The following is a 12,879-nucleotide window of genomic DNA, read 5'->3' on the forward strand; positions in this document are numbered from 1 at the left end:
GGAACCAGCTTGACCTGGTGTCTGTGGGATGGTGGCGACGAAATGGCCGGCGCGGCGTTGGCAACGGTCGTCGCACGGGCCAAGGGACCTTCCGTGACAGAACGGCGCTCGGCGCGTACAAGATCCAATGCTACCCGATCCAACCCTTGTTGCAGCTCGTCGGCTGGAACGCGATTTCGCGGGTCGCTGGGGACTGTATTCCTCCCGCGACGACCGGTGGCTGGACGTCGTCTTTGGGTCGGAACGCGAAGCGGAGGAGGCCCTCCAAGTATTGCGAAAACCAAGGGCTGTCGTCCGTCCCACGGTCTTAAGCCATCGGACCCGTTGGCTCGCGGTAGCTCACCTGGCTTGAAGGACAATTGCCGACAGTTTTCCACCGCTCCTCGCCGAGCTGCCACCTGATCGAGCCGCCATCGCTCGACCAGCGCTAACAGTTGCGTGGCGGTGGCAAGGATTGAGCAGAAAGGCGACATAACCCCGGAATCGGGGCCGATACCGTCATGAGCGGTCTGCCGACAGAATGGCCCTCAAAATCGTCTCCGACCGCTTCTGGCCATGACCGCGACCATAGGTGCTGCGCTCCTTCGGAGCGTGATCCGACCGCTGGTTCGATGGCAATCCGCAATGCACGCCGTTCTTTCCTGTCCCGTATGAGGTCGCAGTCGAAGCAGGGTATAGCCGCAGGCAGGCGCAGGTCTTCGTCGATGCCGGTTTGTTGCGGCAGGAGGGCGAGGTCGCGGTCGCCGATCCCAATTCCGGATCGGCCGTACGCAAGGTCGTCCGATACATCGCGACCCCGGAGGGACAAAAGCAGTTCAGACCCGGGACAGGAGCGTTGGCCAACGCCCAGAGCGTCATTTGTCACGGGAGGCGGGACGTGAATGACGTAAAGGTCGGCCAGATCGATACGATAGGTGACCGGGTCAGCATGGCCTATAGCTACCGCTTGAACAACGTTCCCGCATGGGCTCGATCGGCGTCGGTCGCGGCCTTTTATCCGACGTTTCAGCAATGGCTCGACCGCAAGGAAGAGGATCATGAAGACCTGATCTGGAAGGATGGCAAATGGGCTCTGGAACGGCCGCCGTCATCGGGAATGTTCGATCTTCGGCAATTGTCTCACTGACCTTGCACAGTGATGATCTCCTGGCCCTGAAATTAATGTGCCTTGACCCATCGCTTGCTGACCCGCCCGCTGTCGAAGGACGAGAGAAGTTGAAAATGAGACTCATTTACGCAGGCGCGAGCCTGCTGTGCCTGATTGCGCTCGCGCGCCCTGTGGCGGCCCAGGACTACGCACGGTTCCCAACCTTTGAGGCCGATGGCTGGACCGTCACCGACAAGGGCGAGGAGAACTGCGACGCCGACTTTGCTTCCGACGGGGACACGCTGTTGGGCTTCATGGGCCCCTATTATCATCGCTCCGGGGAACCCGCGTCGGGCAGCATCATCCACCTGGATGATGAAACGCATTACGCGCTGCCCAAGGGGGACAGGCACGGTGAGTTTTCGGTCCAACTTATCGCCGGAACGGCGAATTTCGCGGTTTCGGGCTTTGCGACCGACCTGGGCGGCTCGCTCGTCACCGATTCCGGCAGCCTCCCGACCGTCGTCGACCTGCTCGCCGAGCTCCGGGACAGGGTCATTCTTAGCGCCATGGTCGAGGGCAAACAGGTGTACGCCATAAAGCTCACCGGCAATCGGGCGGCGGCCAAGGCGCTCACCGACTGTACCGCCTTCATCACCGCACAAAAACGACCGGGAACAAAGAACGGCCCGGAATTGGGACCGCCAAAAATGGTCCCTCTCGAGGCGCTGCTCGTGCGCCCCGAACCGCCATCCGGTGCGCCTCCCACGGCGCTGCCGGATGCCTCTCCGCCCAACCCGGTGCCCCCCTCATCGCTGTACTGAACAGCCGGCATCTGTCGCCGGGAGCTTGCCAGGCCTCATTCTCCTCATGCCGGTTGCACATTGCTGTGGGAATTACCGCATTTTTTTCTTAGCCTGGAACTCGCCGGGCTGCGCGTCGTCCTTTGGAATGCAGCCCTTTTGTCTTGTGGCTCGCAGGTGTCGCGGCCGAAGCTGAAGGGAAACGAGATTAGTGAGGCGTCAGGAAGAGGAAGAGGAACGGCGCACAGGAGCTGAGCAGACAGAAGCGTTCCGGGCATTTCAAAACCGCGTTCTCGAGCTGGTCATCGAAGATCGCTTGCTTGAGGACACACTCGAACAGATGATGCGTGAGGTCGAAGGACAATCGACCTCAGGCGTGTTGGGATCGATCCTACTTCTCGACGGATCACATCTGCGCCACGGAGCCGGGCCGAGTCTGCCGGAGGCTTATAATGCCGCGATCGACGGTATTCCGATCGGGCCGGCGGTCGGGTCCTGCGGCACGGCGGCTTTCTCGAAAGCGCCCGTCTATGTCTCGGACATCGGTACGAGCCCGCTTTGGGCGGACTTTCGCGAGCTGGCCTTGTCGCACGGTCTGCGCGCCTGCTGGTCGACCCCGCTCATCTCGGGGAGCGACGAGGTGCTGGGCACGTTCGCGATGTACTACCGCGAGCCGCGCGAGCCTGTGGAAGGAGACCTGGCGGTCGTCGACTTGATCACGCGCACCGCCGCGCTGGTCATCGAGCGTCGAAAGAGTGACGCGGCGCTGCGCGATACCGCGGAGCGCTATCGGCTCGTGGCGCGGGCGACCAACGATGCGGTGTGGGACTGGCATCTCGCCGACAACTATGTCTTGTGGAATGAGGCGCTTGAGGCGGCCTATGGTCATGCGCGTGCCGATGTCGAAACCACCGGAGCCTGGTGGATAGAGCATATTCACCCCGACGACCGGCAAAGGATCGATACCAGCATCCACGCTGCGATCGACGGCTGCGCCGAGAACTGGACCGACGAATACCGCTTCCTGCGCGCTGATGGAGGCTATGCCGAGGTGCTCGACCGCGGACATATCATCCGGGGGCCCGATGGCCAGGCGATCCGCATGATCGGCGCTATGCTCGACCTGACGCATCGCCGGCGCACCGAAGCCGCGCTGCAGGAGAGCGAGGAGCGCCTGCGCCTCGCAGTCGACAACGCTGAGATCGGCTTCTGGGATGTCGATGTCGTCAATGACATTCTCATCTGGCCGCCGCGCACCAAGGCCATGTTCGGCATTTCCGCTGCCGCGCCGGCGACGATGCAGGATTTCTACAATGGTCTGCATCCCGACGACCGCGATGCGACGTCGGCTGTTTACGCGGCCGCCGCCGACCCCGATCAGCGTGCGCTGTACGACGTCGAATACCGCACGGTGGGCAGGGAGGACGGCATTGTCCGCTGGGTCGCCGCAAAGGGTCGCGGCGTGTTCGATGACGACGGACGATGCATCCGGGTTATCGGCACCGCGATCGACATCACCGAGCGGAAGCGCCTCGAGCAGGCACTTCGCGAGCTGAACGAGACGCTGGAAAAACGCGTCGCCGACGCAGTCGCCGAGCGCAAGCTTCTCGCAGACCTGGTGGAAGGTACCGACGCGTTTGTGCAGGTCGCCGGCCCGGACTATCGATGGCTCGCCATCAACAAGGCAGCGAGCGACGAGTTCGAGCGGATCTACGGGATGAGGCCTCAGGTCGGACAGTCCATGCTCAAGGTGCTCGATGGATACCCGGAGCACCGGGCCGCAGTGGCGGCGGTGTGGGGACGCGCTCTCGCCGGCGAGGAGTTCACGGAGGTTGGCGAATTTGGGGATGAGAGCCGGGACCGCCGAACCTATGAAATGAAGTACAATGTCCTGCGCGACAGTGCGGGCCGGCAGATCGGGGCCTACCAGTTCGTCTATGACGTCACTGAGCGAGCCGAGGAGCAGAGACGGCTCGCGGCGATGGAGGAGGCACTTCGCCAAGCCCAGAAGATGGAGGCCGTTGGCCAGCTCACCGGCGGCATCGCCCACGACTTCAATAATATGCTCGCGGTCGTGATCGGCTCGCTCGACCTGCTCGGACGTCGAATTGGGGCGGGCGATCCGCGCGCCAAGCGCTATGTCGATGCAGCAACTGACGGCGCGCGTCGTGCCGCGACACTGACGCAGCGATTGCTCGCATTCTCGCGCCAACAGCCGCTTAAGCCGGAGACGGTCGATGCCAATAAGCTGGTCGCGGGAATGTCCGATCTGTTGCGCCATTCGCTTGGCGGCGACGTGCGGCTCGAGACGGTCCTCGCCGGCGGCCTGTGGCGTACTCATGCCGACCCGAACCAACTCGAAAACGTCATTCTCAACCTCGCCATTAACGGGCGTGACGCGATGCCGGGGGGCGGACGTCTCACAATCGAGACGGCGAACTGCCATCTCGATGCCCGCTACACCTCGACTCATCTGGGGCTACAGGCCGGGCATTATGTGCTCATCGCTGTGACCGACACAGGGGCGGGGATGCCACCGAATATCATTGCGAAAGCGTTCGATCCCTTCTTCACCACAAAGGAAGTCGGCAAGGGCACCGGGCTCGGGCTCTCTCAGGTTTATGGGTTCGTCAAACAGTCCGGCGGCCACGTAAAAATCTACTCCGAGCCCGGCGAGGGAACGACGATCAAGGTCTATTTGCCGCGTCTGACTGGCGCCGACTCTGAGCATGACGAGGAGCAACCGCTTTCTGATTTACCGTTCGGGGACCGCCAAGAGGTCGTCCTGGTCGTTGAGGACGAGCCGGCCGTCCGCCAGTTCAGCGTAGATGCTCTGACTGAGCTCGGCTACCAGGTCCTCGAGGCTGACGGAGCCGCGGCAGCGCTCCGGCTTCTAGATGCCCATCCCGAAATTGCGCTCATGTTCACCGATGTAGTCATGCCCGAGGTAAACGGTGCGAAGCTCGCGGAAGAAGCGCGGCGGCGCCGGCCAGACCTGCGGGTGCTGTTCACCACCGGCTACACGCGTAACGCGGTGGTCCATAATGGAGTGCTCGATCCCGGCGTCGAGATGATCGGAAAGCCCTACACGATCGAGGAGCTGGCGGCAAAAGTGCGCGACGTTCTGGACGCTCCCGAGGGCGGCTGACGTTGGAATGACCCGAATGTCAGCCGCCCAATCTTAATCAGCCGGTGCGGCGGGGTGGCGTCTCAATTGGTCAGACTCGCGAGAGGGCAGGGTAGTCGATATAGCCCTCGGCACCCCCGCCGGCGTAGAACAGCGGAACCCGCGGCTCGTTGAGCGGTGCACCCGCCTTCAGGCGTGCGACGAGGTCGGGATTGGCGAGCGCCATGGAGCCTAGCGCTTCCATGTCGGCGAGACCTGCCGCGACGTCGGTCCCGACCTGCTCGCGACTCCGACCCGGGCGGTTCACGATCAGCACGCCGCCGAACGCCTTACGGATGTCCGCTACGAGTTCCTCATTCCCGATATGCAGGACGTGCAGATAGGCGATGCCGATCTTGTCGAATGCCCCCACGAGGTAACGGTAGAGATCGTCGTTCGCATTCCCTTCTACGATGCCGCCCGTCGGAAGACCGGGAGACAGGCGGATCGCCGTTCTCTCAGGCCCGATCGCCGCAGCGATCGCCTGCACGACCTCGACGGCGAACCGCGCGCGGTTCTTGAGCGAGCCGCCATATTCATCGGTGCGATCATTGGCGTTCGGCGCCAGGAACTGGTGCACCAGATACCCGTTTGCGCCGTGGACCTCGACGCCGTCCGCGCCCGCCTCGATGGCGCGAACAGCGCCATGCGCGAAGTCGGCGATGGTCTGCCGGACTTCGGCGGTCGTGAGCGCGCGTGGCTCAGGCACTGTCTGCATGCCTTGCGGCGTGAACATCTGCTCTCTAGGGGCGATCGCCGAGGGAGCGACGGGCTGGCGGTGGTGCACGGTGTTGTCCGGATGCGACCTGCGACCGACATGCATCAGCTGCACGAACAACCGGCCATCAGCCTTGTGGACGGCATCCGTGACCTTGCGCCATCCGGCGACATGGGCGTCGGTGTAGATTCCTGGCGTGTTCGTATAGCCTTGCCCGTCCTCGGAGGGCTGGGTGCCTTCGGTGATGAGCAACCCCATCGTCGCACGCTGCGCGTAATATTCGGGGGCGAGGTCGCCGGGCGTGCCGTCGGGTCTGGCCCGGCTGCGCGTCATCGGCGCCATGGCGAGGCGATGCGGCAGTTGCAGGTTGCCGAGCTTAATTGGGGACCAGACATCGGTCATGAGACTTCTCCGTGTGTTGCTTGATGAAGAGGGGGCAAGGGATCAGAGCTCGCCCTCGGCGAGCATCTCGCGGGTGCGCTTGAGCGTGGACAGCAGGGCGGCCTTGTAGCCCTTGTCACTGTCGAACTGCTGCTGCTCAGCCTGCTCCTCGGGGCCGCCGGGCTGCTTGTCGCGAAGCCCGAGATAGCAGTAGAATTTGAGCTGTAGCTCGCCTGCTTCATCCTCGAACAGCTCGTTGATGATCGCGCCTTCACGCGGGCCGGTGGCCTGGAAGAAGGTCACCTTGCGTTGCGGCTCGAGCGTGATGATCTCGCGCAGATCGGCACCTGCGATTGTGGCGTTGCGGACGAAGTGCGTCGCGCTTTCCTCGGTGACGTCGCAGCGCGTGCATAGGCCGGGGGGAAGGAACAGGCGCGCATCGCGGGCCTTGAGCTCGAGGCCTTTCCAGACCTGCTCGCGGGTAAGCCTGGTTTCGCCTTCCGGGTTCACCGGGACGGTAGCGGTCGAATAGATCATGTCGGTGGTCCTTATCGGTATGGGCGGGATGGAGGCGTCAGCCGGCGATCTGCGCGACATGGTCGCGGTAGGAGCGCAGCGGACGGCCCAGCAGCGAGGTCAGCCGGTCGACATCGCCGGGATCGGGAAGCATGCCATCGCTGATGAAGCGCTCGGCCATCAGGCGCATGTCGAACGCCATCCAGCTCGGCATGAACGCCCGCAGGTTCTGTTCGAACCCGGCGGTGTCCTCGCCCGGATAGGCGATCGTGCGGCCCAGGACGTCGCTCCAGATGGCCGCGGCGTCCGCGCCGGTCAGCGTGTCGGGTCCGACCAGGTTGATGCGGTTCGTCGGCAGGGGCGTGGCGGACTGTTCGCGGCGAATGAGTTCGATCGCGGCGATCTCGCCGACATCGCGGGCGTCGATCATCGCGAGGCCCTTGTCGCCGATCGGCATCGGGTAGATGCCGTATCCGGTGACCACGTCTTTGATCGTGATCTCATTGTCCATGTAATAGGCCGGGCGAAGGATCGTGGCGCTAAGGCCCATCTGTTCGATCATGCGCTCGACGCCGAACTTGCCGGCGAAATGCGGCACGTTCACGTAGATGTCGCTGTGGATCACGGACAAATAGACGATCCGCTCGATCCCGGCGTCGCGGGCCACGTTGAGTGCGATCAGCGCCTGCGTATATTCGTCCGCGACGACGCCGTTCAGCAGGAACAGGGTGGAAACGCCGGACATGGCGCTGCGGAGCGAGTCGATGTCGAGGAGGTCGCCCTGGACGACCTCTACGTCGGCCGCAAAGCTGGCTTTGGAGGGGTCGCGAACCAGAGCGCGCACATCGGCGCCGCGCTCAACGAGCTGTTCGACGACATTGCGTCCGACATTGCCGGTCGCGCCGGTTACGAGAATGGTCATTGGGGTCACTCCTTGAGTTGGGCCGTTTGGCTGCCCTCAAATTAGCGATCCACATTCTTGCCACTAGCCGCTATATCTGAACAGACAGTCTCGCTGGCGGAACGCTCATGGACCTTCTTGCTCTCGCCGACTTCAACCTCGTCGCTCGCCACGGTGGCTTTGGAAAAGCCTCGCGAGCCGCGGGGCGCCCCAAGGCGACACTGTCGCGCCGGGTCTCGGAATTGGAGGCGAGCCTCGATCTGCGCCTGTTCGAGCGGGGCGCACGCGCCCTCAAGCTGACCGAGGAGGGAAGGGCGCTTTTCGAGCGAACGGGGCAGTTGCTAACAGAGCTCGAGGAGACAGCCACGGCCATCGCCTCTGGCGGGCACAGCCCGCGTGGCCGATTGCGGATCAGCTCGCCATTGCTGTTCTCGCAACTCGCTATGGGAAAACTTGCCGCCAGCTTTGCGCTGAAATATCCGGAGGTCCGGCTCGAGGTCACGACCGAGGACCGTCCCGTGGACATGATCGAGGAAGCCTATGACCTGGTGATCCGGGTCAACCCGGCGCCGGACGACAGCCTGGTCGGACGCATCTTCCTGCACGATCGTCTCGTGGTCGTAGCGGGTGCCGACCTGCCGCGGCCGGAAGACGGCTCCGCAGTCCCGGTGGTGGTGCGCGGACCGGCAGGCCCGGACGACACCTGGAATATGGTAACGCCGACGGGAAAGGCGAAGATCGCGGTGAGCCCGGTCCTGGGCCTGTCCTCGATCATCATGGTGCGCGACGCGGTCCGGGCAGGAGCGGGCGCAGCGCGTCTGCCCGTGTCTCTCGTCAGCCACGACCTTGCTGCCGGGACGATGATGCACTGGGGCGACGTGGAAGGCCCTGAGATTGCGCTCTGGACGCTCTATCCCACGCGCCGGTTGCTGAGCGCTCGCGTGTCGGCCTTCCTGGATCATCTGAAAGAGGCTTTCCCGAAGGGCACGCCAGACGAACTCGCGGCGTATGTCGGTAGCTGATCCTCGTTTGTGTCTGATGCGGTGAACCGTCGGGGCAGTCGGCAGGTTGGAGAAACCAAATGGCAGGGCTCTGTCGTTTGCATGAATTCTTAATGAGAACTATTGCAAATTGAATGCTTGAGGCCTACCTGTTTCGAGTGGAAAAGACCATGTCAGCCCTTGCCGAACTCAAACGCCACCTGCGCCCCGGGCAGGTTTACCGGCGCAAGGACCTGACTCGGTGGTCGAACGCCGTGGATCGCCACGTTCGACAGCTTGTCGAGGAAGGACGGCTCGAGAAGGTGTCAGCGGGTGTCTACATGGCGCCGCGCAAGACCCGATTCGGCGCCGCACCGGCAAGTCCCCAAAAGCTCGTGGAGTCCTTCCTCGGTGATGATCGGTTCCTGATGGTCTCACCGAGTGCCTTCAACGGCCTTGGCGTTGGTACGACCCAGCTTCACAATGAGCCGGTGGTCTATAATCGAAAGCGCCACGGTCGATTCAAGCTCGACGGCCGTATGTACGACTTTCGGCTGCGGTCGACCCTGCCCAAGCGTCTTTCAAAGGAGGTTCTGCTCGTCGACCTCCTGCATAACCTCGACAGGCTGCCTGAGGACAAATCGGCAGTCCTTCCACGCGCACTTGCCAAGGCAGGTGAAATGGATCGCGGGCGCCTCGCGCGTGCGGTGAAGGAGTTTGGCTCGGCGCGCGCCAAACGCCTTCTCGCGCCTCTGCTTCAACCTGCCTGACTGCGGCGGCCTTTATGCTTCTGCATGACAGCAAGGACTTCTCTGATCTGCTCGCGGTGGTCGCGCGCAACCAGGCAATCGACCCGGGATTGGTGGAGAAGGACTATTGGATCATGCACGGTCTGTGGGGCCTGCAGCAGCTTGGCTTCGGCTTTGAGCTGAAGGGTGGAACTTCGCTTTCCAAAGGGCATGGGCTGATCCACCGCTTCTCGGAAGACATCGACATCCTGATCCACCCGGACGGCGACCTGCCCACGGGCAAGAACCACAACAAGCAAGCGCACATAGATGCGCGACGAGCCTTTTATGACGGCCTGCCGCCCAAGCTCGTTATTCCAGGGTTCGAAGCCGCCGAGCGCGACCATGCTTTCGATGACACCCGAATGCGCAGCGCGGGGATCCGGCTTCACTATCCGAGCGCCTACGCCCTGCCGGACGGTATCAAGACCGGCATCCTCCTCGAAGCCGGTTTCGATCAGGTCGCTCCAAACCGGCCCTGCTTGATCAGTTCATGGGCGTACGACAGCGCAGCTGCCGCTGACCTGCCGGGCTTGGTGGACAACCGCGCTATCGATGTGCCGTGTTACGAGGCCGGATACACCCTGGTCGAGAAGCTGCAGACGATCTCGACAAAGTTTCGCAAGCACATCGGAGATGGCAGCATGCCGCAGAATTTCCTGCGGCATTACTATGACGTCTATTGCCTGCTGGCCGACCCTGCAGTGCAAGTCTTTATCGGCACGCCGGCATATCTCGCGCACAAGGACGCACGCTTTCCAGGCGCCGACAACAAGGACATTTCCGCAAATGCCGCCTTTCATCTGGAAGATCGCGAAGTTCGTACGCGTTTTGAGCGAGCGTATGAGACGACCCGCGCACTCTACTATCGCGGGCAGCCGCCTTTCGACGACATAATGACCAGGATCGGCGAGCATGCCGGTAGTCTTTAGATGAAGACAATCTTGGCCATGGGCGCTCTGGCGGCATGCAGCCCGGCGGACCCTGGCCCTCCAATCCCGATTACCTTCTCGACTGGCGTGTGCGAAGGCACATGCCCGGCCTGGGAAGTGACTGTGATGGAAGCCGGCGGCGTGTTCCGTGGCGGCCAGTTCTCGCGGGTGACCGGTGAGCGGCGGTTTGCCCTCAGTCCTGATCAATATCGAGCGATCGCGTCGGCGCTTGCGCCAATCCGCCCCAAGGGTGAGCAAGCGCTGTATCCGGGTCAACCGGGCTGTGAGCAGGCTCCCACCGACATGCGCACGATCCAGGTGAGCTGGGGCGACCTCGACCGGCTGATTTTCTATACCGGCTGCGAGGGCCCCGGGAATTTGCGGATACATGACGCGCTCTTGAAGGCCGAGCAGTTGCTGCCGGTCCGTGCCCTGGCTGGCAACTAACTTAGCGTCACCACTGAATCAAAGCGGGCTCATCCGCACCTGGCTTCCACGACCTTCCCGCCAGGATCGATGGCGACCGTGACGCGATTCCCCGCAAATCATGCGTGACCGCGCCGCCGGTCGCACCGTCATGGTGTCAGTCCGCCGTTCCGCCTGGAGCGCCTTCGGCTAAATGGCCTTCTCAATTCGGAAGTGATTCCGCATCGAGGAGAAACCCTTCTGCTTCGCGCAGCAGTCGTTGTGCGCCTGGAAGCAGCTGCCGCCCAAGTTGCGTCAGGACAACGGGCTGCCGGCCCCGATCAAATAGCGGGCCCCCAAGGGTGTGCTCCAGGCCGTGGATCCGTTTGGTCAATCCTGGCTGTGTGATGTGCAAATGCTCCGCGGCGCGGCCGAAGTGGCCATGATCCGCGACGGTGCAGAAGGCTCGGAGACGCTCGATGTCCATTCCCGCCAGTTATCACACCCCGCCTACTATTTCATTGGAGTTGATGAACGAGATCCATGATCATTGCGCTGAAAGGAGTACGTTGATGAGCAGAACCCTCCGCGTGGCCAGCGTCCAGTTTCAGCACCGGGCTGGAGATAAGGACTACAATCTAGGTCGGGTTGAGCACTTCGCCGGAGCCGCCGCCGCAGAAGGAGCGCAGATTGCGTGCCTGCCAGAGATGTGCATCAGCGGCTATTGGCATGTGCCCCGGCTGGATCGAAGTGGGCTCTACGAGCTCGCCGAGCCGATGGATGGGCCAAGCGTCTCTAGAGTGGCGGCGCTCGCACGGAATTTGGGGATCGGCATTGGCGTCGGCTGGCTGGAGTGCGACGCGCACGGCAGGCTTTACAATGCATATCGCCTCTGCCTGCCGAATGGCGAGGGGCACACCCATCGCAAGCTCCATGCCTTCGAGCATCCGCTCATCTTCTCCGGCGAGGGCTACACCGTATTCGACACCCCATGGGGTGTGCGCATGGGTATCCTTATCTGCTGGGACAACAACCTTGTCGAGAACCCCCGCGCGGTCGCGCTTCGCGGTGCCGAGGTGCTACTGGCCCCGCATCAAACCGGTGGCACCAATTCGCTCAGTCCCAAGGGCATGAAGCACATCCCGCTGAGATACTGGGAAGAACGCGGGCAGGATCCCGAACGTCTGAGGCGTGAGTTCCAGGGCCCGAACGGCCGGGGCTGGTTGATGCGGTGGCTCCCCGCGCGAGCTCATGACAACGGGCTGTTCATCGTCTTCAGCAACGGTGTCGGGCGCGACGAGGACGAATTGAGAACTGGAAACGCGATGATTCTCGATCCCTACGGAGACGTGCTCTCCGAATCGAGCTCGACGGGGGACGATATGGTAACGGCCGATCTCGACTTAGAGGAGGTGGCAACTAGCAGCGGCCGCAGATGGATGCGCGGACGCCGCCCCGACCTCTACGGATCGCTTGCACAGCGCCTCGGAACGGAGCTCTCGCCTCACGCCACGCGTTTTGGACTTCCGAAGGTCGGACAGGTCGAGTTTCCAGAATGATCAAGCGTCGCCTGCTCGCGCCTGATGGGCCGGCCGCTGAGAAGCGGTTTACCGCAGGGCCTCGCCGAGACCGCCGGTCCGGCTCTGGCCGATCCGCGCCGAAATCAGAAGCTGAACAAGCGGCGGGTTTGGAGAAGCGGGCTGAAAGCCCGAATGTCGCTTTTTGGGGCGGTAGCTGCCGTTACCGCGCCGCATGAACGACGGAAGCTTTCAGGTGCCGCGGTGATCGATCCGAAGGGCCGAGATTGGGCGCGAAACCGACGAGCCATCGCACGAATCACTCCGTTTCAGCGTACGATACGCCCCCCAATCCCCGTCATTCACTGGCCCGGCGCTCTATCCCGAAAGCCGTCATTCGTTCACGCAGCGTCGACCGCGCAACTGGTGGATTACGCCTGGCCGCTTTTGGGCGAGTGGGGCGGTAAGCTGCCCTTCGTTCAGCCTTGAATGACCAGCAGCTAACTGCGATCCCGGAAGCTTGCGTCGTGCTGTTCGCGACGCAGACGACGTCGCGCAAGCTGTCGAACCCGGGGCTCAGACCCGACGCGTGGAAGAAGAGCTGTTCGAACACCTTTCCACCCCGCCCCGGAGTCGGTCGGCGGCAGCCGGTCGGCCTTCTCGGCCAGGTAGACCATGGCCGCCT

12 protein-coding genes are annotated in these 12,879 nt (G+C 62.9%); 8 read left to right on the forward strand and 4 right to left on the reverse strand.

The features are described from left to right. The first annotated feature begins 877 nt into the window (after positions 1-877). From CVN68_RS23840 to CVN68_RS23845, 3 genes are all read left to right on the forward strand, one after another. Complete coding sequence (locus CVN68_RS23840) at positions 878-1,126, forward strand: hypothetical protein (RefSeq protein ID WP_100280930.1); 249 nt, start codon at positions 878-880, stop codon at positions 1,124-1,126. An 89-nt stretch (positions 1,127-1,215) separates the two neighbouring features. Further along, entirely contained in the window at positions 1,216-1,911 is a 696-nt protein-coding gene (locus CVN68_RS03240) for a hypothetical protein (RefSeq protein WP_233503556.1), read from the forward strand. 190 nt (positions 1,912-2,101) lie between these two features. Continuing rightward, positions 2,102-5,038, forward strand: a complete 2,937-nt coding sequence (locus CVN68_RS23845; RefSeq protein ID WP_158298703.1) for a PAS domain-containing protein — start codon at positions 2,102-2,104, stop codon at positions 5,036-5,038. A 70-nt stretch (positions 5,039-5,108) separates the two neighbouring features. Here CVN68_RS23845 and CVN68_RS03250 read toward each other — a convergent pair whose 3' ends face one another. The 3 genes from CVN68_RS03250 to CVN68_RS03260 are packed head-to-tail and all read right to left on the reverse strand — an operon-like array spanning position 5,109 to position 7,593. Continuing rightward, complete coding sequence (locus tag CVN68_RS03250) at positions 5,109-6,176, reverse strand: alkene reductase (RefSeq protein ID WP_100280933.1); 1,068 nt, start codon at positions 6,174-6,176, stop codon at positions 5,109-5,111. A 42-nt stretch (positions 6,177-6,218) separates the two neighbouring features. Continuing rightward, the gene (locus tag CVN68_RS03255) at positions 6,219-6,692 is read right to left on the reverse strand and encodes an SRPBCC family protein (RefSeq protein ID WP_100280934.1); all 474 of its coding nucleotides are present in this window, start codon (positions 6,690-6,692) and stop codon (positions 6,219-6,221) included. 37 nt (positions 6,693-6,729) lie between these two features. Beyond that, complete coding sequence (locus CVN68_RS03260; protein WP_100280935.1) at positions 6,730-7,593, reverse strand: SDR family oxidoreductase; 864 nt, start codon at positions 7,591-7,593, stop codon at positions 6,730-6,732. Between the two features lie 107 nt (positions 7,594-7,700). Here CVN68_RS03260 and CVN68_RS03265 point away from each other — a divergent pair, with 107 nt between their 5' ends. The 4 genes from CVN68_RS03265 (at position 7,701) to CVN68_RS03280 (ending at position 10,719) form a co-directional block, all read left to right on the forward strand. Beyond that, positions 7,701-8,594: a LysR family transcriptional regulator gene (locus CVN68_RS03265; RefSeq protein ID WP_100280936.1), complete on the forward strand. Its 894-nt coding sequence runs from the start codon at positions 7,701-7,703 to the stop codon at positions 8,592-8,594. Between the two features lie 113 nt (positions 8,595-8,707). Continuing rightward, positions 8,708-9,322, forward strand: coding sequence for a hypothetical protein (locus CVN68_RS03270; protein WP_233503557.1), 615 nt, complete (start codon positions 8,708-8,710; stop codon positions 9,320-9,322). 14 nt (positions 9,323-9,336) lie between these two features. Then, positions 9,337-10,272 (forward strand): nucleotidyl transferase AbiEii/AbiGii toxin family protein, encoded by a 936-nt coding sequence (locus CVN68_RS03275; RefSeq protein ID WP_100280937.1) that lies wholly within the window; start codon positions 9,337-9,339, stop codon positions 10,270-10,272. Continuing rightward, the gene (locus tag CVN68_RS03280) at positions 10,273-10,719 is read left to right on the forward strand and encodes a DUF6438 domain-containing protein (RefSeq protein WP_158298704.1); all 447 of its coding nucleotides are present in this window, start codon (positions 10,273-10,275) and stop codon (positions 10,717-10,719) included. Between the two features lie 181 nt (positions 10,720-10,900). Here the strand turns inward: CVN68_RS03280 and CVN68_RS03285 are convergent, their stop codons facing one another. Continuing rightward, entirely contained in the window at positions 10,901-11,164 is a 264-nt protein-coding gene (locus CVN68_RS03285) for a LysR family transcriptional regulator (protein ID WP_100280939.1), read from the reverse strand. A gap of 85 nt (positions 11,165-11,249) precedes the next feature. On the opposite strand from CVN68_RS03285, the gene CVN68_RS03290 reads away from it, so the two are divergent. Next, a complete protein-coding gene (locus CVN68_RS03290; RefSeq protein ID WP_100284185.1) occupies positions 11,250-12,236 on the forward strand; it encodes a nitrilase family protein in 987 nt (328 codons plus the stop codon). Positions 12,237-12,879: the final 643 nt, after the last annotated feature.

Origin of the sequence: Sphingomonas psychrotolerans (genome assembly GCF_002796605.1) — a bacterium.
Lineage (GTDB): Bacteria > Pseudomonadota > Alphaproteobacteria > Sphingomonadales > Sphingomonadaceae > Sphingomonas > Sphingomonas psychrotolerans.

What these genes read in the sequence shown, in the direction of transcription:
- CVN68_RS03250 (WP_100280933.1), bottom strand. Translation starts at nt 6,176, where the DNA reads ATGACCGATGTCTGGTCCCCAATTAAGCTCGGCAACCTGCAACTGCCG.
- CVN68_RS03255 (WP_100280934.1), bottom strand. Translation starts at nt 6,692, where the DNA reads ATGATCTATTCGACCGCTACCGTCCCGGTGAACCCGGAAGGCGAAACC.
- CVN68_RS03260 (WP_100280935.1), bottom strand. Translation starts at nt 7,593, where the DNA reads ATGACCATTCTCGTAACCGGCGCGACCGGCAATGTCGGACGCAATGTC.
- CVN68_RS03265 (WP_100280936.1), top strand. Translation starts at nt 7,701, where the DNA reads ATGGACCTTCTTGCTCTCGCCGACTTCAACCTCGTCGCTCGCCACGGT.
- CVN68_RS03270 (WP_233503557.1), top strand. Translation starts at nt 8,708, where the DNA reads ATGCTTGAGGCCTACCTGTTTCGAGTGGAAAAGACCATGTCAGCCCTT.
- CVN68_RS03275 (WP_100280937.1), top strand. Translation starts at nt 9,337, where the DNA reads ATGCTTCTGCATGACAGCAAGGACTTCTCTGATCTGCTCGCGGTGGTC.
- CVN68_RS03280 (WP_158298704.1), top strand. Translation starts at nt 10,273, where the DNA reads ATGAAGACAATCTTGGCCATGGGCGCTCTGGCGGCATGCAGCCCGGCG.
- CVN68_RS03285 (WP_100280939.1), bottom strand. Translation starts at nt 11,164, where the DNA reads ATGGACATCGAGCGTCTCCGAGCCTTCTGCACCGTCGCGGATCATGGC.
- CVN68_RS03290 (WP_100284185.1), top strand. Translation starts at nt 11,250, where the DNA reads ATGAGCAGAACCCTCCGCGTGGCCAGCGTCCAGTTTCAGCACCGGGCT.